Source organism: Streptomyces sp. NRRL WC-3549, from assembly GCF_000721935.1.
Classification (GTDB): domain Bacteria; phylum Actinomycetota; class Actinomycetes; order Streptomycetales; family Streptomycetaceae; genus Streptomyces.
Map to the genome: position 1 here is coordinate 146,034 of NZ_KL585414.1, position 3,117 is coordinate 149,150.

The 3,117-nt window shown below is 71.5% G+C and carries 1 protein-coding gene; it reads right to left on the reverse strand.

Features of this window, described 5'->3' with window-relative positions:
* Positions 1-92: 92 nt before the first annotated feature.
* Positions 93-3,117: S8 family peptidase (locus IH13_RS38075; protein WP_031087019.1), on the reverse strand; the 3,025-nt coding region annotated here is incomplete at its 5' end.

Below are 3,117 nucleotides of genomic sequence, written 5' to 3' on the forward strand. Positions count from 1 at the left end.
AACGTACGCCGTTCCGGCGGGCCGCTCTTCCTCGACTCACCGGGGCCGCTTCCCGGTCGCGTGTCGTGCGTGGACTGCGGCCCCGTGGTACCTCACCGGCCGAAGAAGGCCTGGTGGATCGTGACCGTCGACCGGTTGTCGTCCTTGTCGGTGACGACGGCCTTCAGCGAGACCGCCTTGTCCTTCGCCGGGGCACTCACCGTGATCTTGCCCGCCTTGACCGGGACGGGCACCCAGGCCGTGTCGTCGTACGACACCAGGACGCTCAGCGTCTTCAGACCGGCCCCGGCCGCCGCGCCCTGCACCTCGACGGGGACGGTCAGCTTTCCGCCCGCCGGAACGGTGGAGTCCAAGGCGAGCTGCGGCAGGAAGCGGACCGTGGAGGCCGGGAGCACGGTCGGGTTCTCGGTGCGGGCCGAGTCGAAGGTCCACGAGGCGTCGATCCGGGTCCCGGTGCGGTTGAACGTCGGGTTCCGGTGGATCGTGGTCGACACCGTGTACCTGGCCGGCTCCGGCGGCAGCGTGAAGAACTCCTGGTCGACGGCGGCGTCCTTCCGCACGTACTGCTCGCCGTCGCGGTGGATGGTGGTGCTCGCACTCGAGTACTCGGCGAACCCGGAATGGCCCGCCCCGTCACTGACCAGCGGCAACGAGCCGTAGATCTCGTCCCCGTCGCGCACGATGCCCTCCTCGGCGCTCATCCGCGGTCCCAGGACACCGACGTTGAAGGTCTCGGTGTACGTCGCCCCCGCCGTGAATCGCCGCGGCTCACCGAGCGCGTACGCCGAGTCGAAGTTCCGGTAGCCCGTCTCGTCCGCCTCGCCCAGGACACCCGCGACGATGTTCCAGGCGGCACCGCCGGCCGTGGACAGATACACCTGGCGTGTTCCCGGTGCCGGCTGCACGGTGAAGGACGCCTCGACGCCCCCTCCGTAGTCGAGCATGCCGTGCGCCGCGAGGGCGCCCTGACCGCCGGGCACGGACGACCCGAGCCTCGCCTTCACCAGCGCCATGTCCTTGGCCCTGTACGTCTTGCTGTAGCCGGTGGCCAGCTCGCGTACCGGGCCGCCGGTGAGGACGTTGTACTCGCTGGTGCCCCGTGCCCAGTGCGCGGACCACTGCTGGGCGAGCACACCCTCGTCCATCCGGGGACCCTGGTACGCGGTGCGCAGGTTGTCGAAGCTGCCGAACTCGCCGCCCTCGATGATGAAGGCCTCGGGTGTGTCCAGGGTGTACATCATTCCGGCGCGCGTGGGGCGGGCGGCCGCGTCCGGCACCGTGAAGTTCACGGGCCGGGTGGTCCGGGCGTCGAGGGTGACCGTGGTGGGGCCTGTCACGGAGAGCCGGGGGTTGTTGATCAGATCGACGCCCTTGGCCGGGTCCGCCGGGTCGACCAGCATGTCGGCGGAGAGGCTGTAGGTACCGCGCGGCAGCCGGACCGTGGCCGAGCCCGACGACAGATCCGGGAAGAACCGCCGCCCTGCCGCGGACTCCTGGTAACCCTTCAGGTCGGCCTGCCAGTTGGTGCCGGCCGCACCGTCCCGGCCGATGGTCTTGAAGGTGACGTCGTACGACTCGCCCTCACGCTCCACCGCTGCCGGGGTGCGCACGGTCCGGCCGCCTTGGGAGGCGACGATCGTGGCCGAGTACGATCCGTCGACGGTACCGCCGAGTCTGGTGTCGGCCGTCAGGCCCACGGTGGCGGTGCCGCCCGCGGGGACCGTGAGCCGCTGCGCACCGAGGGTGAAGAACCCGGCCGGGGCGGGCTGTCCGTCTCCGCCGGTGGGAGCCTCCAGCGACAGGTCCAGCGTCACGTCGGCGGTGCCGCTGTTCCGGTACCTCACCTGTTCGGTGACGGGCTTGTCGTCGGAGTGGGGCCATTGCTGGGTGTCCAGGCTGACCGAACCGGGTTCGGAGAGGACCGTCCGGTCGATCGCCTGGTCGACGGCGAGCCGGCCCGCGCCCTGTTGGAAGACCGAGTGGGAGCCGCCCTCGGCCGAGCCCGTCAGGACGGCCTTGATCTGTGCGCCCGTCCAGGTGGGGTTCTTCTGCTTGAGGATGGCCGCGGCACCCGCGACGTGCGGGGTCGCCATCGACGTGCCGCTCTGGGTGAGGTAGCCGGGAGGGCTCTGTTCCGAGGTGCCGGCCGCCGCGGCCGCCGTGATGTCCACGCCCGGCGCGGTGATGTCGGGCTTGACTGCGCCGTCCCCGGTGCGGGGCCCGACGCCGGAGAAGTCGGCGATCTGGTCGTCGTCGTCCACGGCGCCGACCGTCAGGGCCGCGTCGGCGCTGCCCGGCGACGCGACGGTGCCCGGATTCGGTCCGCTGTTGCCCGAAGCCACCGCGAACAGGACGCCCTTCTCCGCGGAGATCTGGTTGACCTGGGCCTCCAAGGGATCGATTCCCTCGGTGTCGGGGCTGCCCAGGCTCATGTTGACGACGTCGGCGCCCTGGGCGACGGCCCAGTCCACCCCTGCGAGGATGCCGGAGTCGTCACCGACGCCGTGGTCGTCCAGCACCTTGGCGTTGATCAACCGCGCCCCGGGCGCGACGCCTTTGAACCGGGCGTCCTTCGCCCCCGTACCGGCCGCGATGGAGGCCACGTGCGTGCCGTGTCCGACGCGGTCCTTGGCGTCGGGGGAACCGCTGAAGTTCCGCTCCGCGACCACACGGCCCGTCAGGTCCGGGTGGGTGGCGTCGATGCCGGTGTCCACGACGGCGATCTTCACACCGGTGCCGTCGTAGGAGCGTGCCCAGGCCTCCGGGGCGCCGATCTGGCCGGTGCTGTGGTCGAGCGATGCCTTGCGTACGCCGTCCAGCCAGATCCGCGAGATACCGGAGGCGGTGGCCGCCGACCCGTCGGCCCGCTGACGGGTCAGGGCGTCCCACAGCGAGTCCGTGCTGTCGGTGGTGACGGCGGCGGTGACGGCGTCGGCACCGAGGGCCGACAGGGACCGGCGGACGGTGGTGCCCTCGGAGGACCGCACCTCGGCGCGGGCGGTCGTGGCCGCCGATCCCCGGTAGCCGACGATCACCTTGAGTCCGGCCCGGTAAGCCTTGCGGCTCTCCGGTTCGGCGAGTCCGGTGATGTCGAACAGCCGCCGGTCCAGCGTGCCG